The sequence below is a fragment of the Methylophaga sp. UBA4204 genome (assembly GCF_002379485.1).
GTDB lineage: Bacteria > Pseudomonadota > Gammaproteobacteria > Nitrosococcales > Methylophagaceae > Methylophaga.
In genome coordinates this window covers 55449-56583 of the sequence record NZ_DFTU01000001.1, presented here as the reverse complement: position 1 = coordinate 56583, position 1135 = coordinate 55449, and the positions used below count along the sequence as shown (strand labels likewise).

2 protein-coding genes are annotated in these 1135 nt (G+C 49.7%); both read left to right on the top strand.

Translation table 11 applies throughout. The features are described 5' to 3' along the window. The coding region (locus tag B3182_RS00285) for an efflux RND transporter permease subunit (RefSeq protein ID WP_292751082.1) at positions 1–231 on the top strand (231 nt) is incomplete at its 5' end. Further along, positions 224–1135: TolC family protein (locus tag B3182_RS00280; RefSeq protein ID WP_292751079.1), on the top strand; the 912-nt coding region annotated here is incomplete at its 3' end. The genes B3182_RS00285 and B3182_RS00280, both read left to right, overlap by 8 nt.

The following is a 1135-nucleotide window of genomic DNA, read 5'->3' as shown; positions in this document are numbered from 1 at the left end:
ACCTCTATCGCCTTTATTATGGGCGTGGTGCCCATGGTATTTTCAACCGGTGCCGGTGCTGAAATGCGTCAGGCCATGGGTGTGGCCGTGTTCTCCGGCATGATTGGTGTCACCTTCTTTGGCTTAATCCTAACACCATTGTTTTATTACATGCTGGCCAAGCGTGGCGAAACAAAAGCGCTGCCTTCGTCAACGGCAATAACCGATAAGGTGGAGAATACCCATGTATAACAAACACAAACTTACAACAATTGCCATATTGGTGATGACATTAAGCGCCTGCGCTGTAGGACCAGATTATCGGTCACCTGACAAAGTGGCTGATATCACTATTAGCAGCCCTTATCAGCAAGCCGAGTTGGCACAAAGCTGGTGGCAAGCCTTTGATGATGAGTCGCTGAATCGGCTAATAGATCGTGCCCTGGACGAAAACCGGACGTTAGCGCAAGCGAAAGCCAATGTCGACAGAGCTTATGCTGTGTTTCGCGATGCTGATAATGACATTCTGCCAAAAGGCACATTGGACGCGGGTTATCAGGCCAGTGAAAATGCCGTGTTGCAGAGGGAAAATGAGAGCGTGATTCTCCGTGGATATAGTACCGGAGCCAATTTAAGCTGGGATTTGGACTTGTTTGGTAAATTACGTCGTGCCAGTGAAGCCGCTGAAGCCCAGGCTCAGCAGGCGGACATTCTCTGGCACGATGCTCAGGTCCAGTTAATTAGCCAGGTGGCAACCAGCTATGGTGAATACCGTGGTGCCCAGTTGCGCTTAAAAGTAGCAGAGCAAAATTTGCAAAATCTGCAACAGAGTCGCGGCATTGTTATGGCTAGGCTTGAGGCCGGTATGGCCTCAGAGCTGGAGCTTACGCAAATAGATGTGCAACTACATCAAGTAAATGCCTCTATACCGGCATATCGCGTCGCTCTGTTGACTGCAGATGCAACTTTGTCTGCTTTGTTAGGACAGCGGCCCGGTCAACTAGAACTTGATGATGTACCTCGTTTACCTCAGTTAAAACACCCTGTATCCGTGGTGGAAGGTGAAAACTATCTGCGTTATCGAGCGGATGTTGCGAGTAGCGAGCGATTATTGGCTGCCCGTACAGCTGAGATTGGCGTGGCTACCGCCGATTTA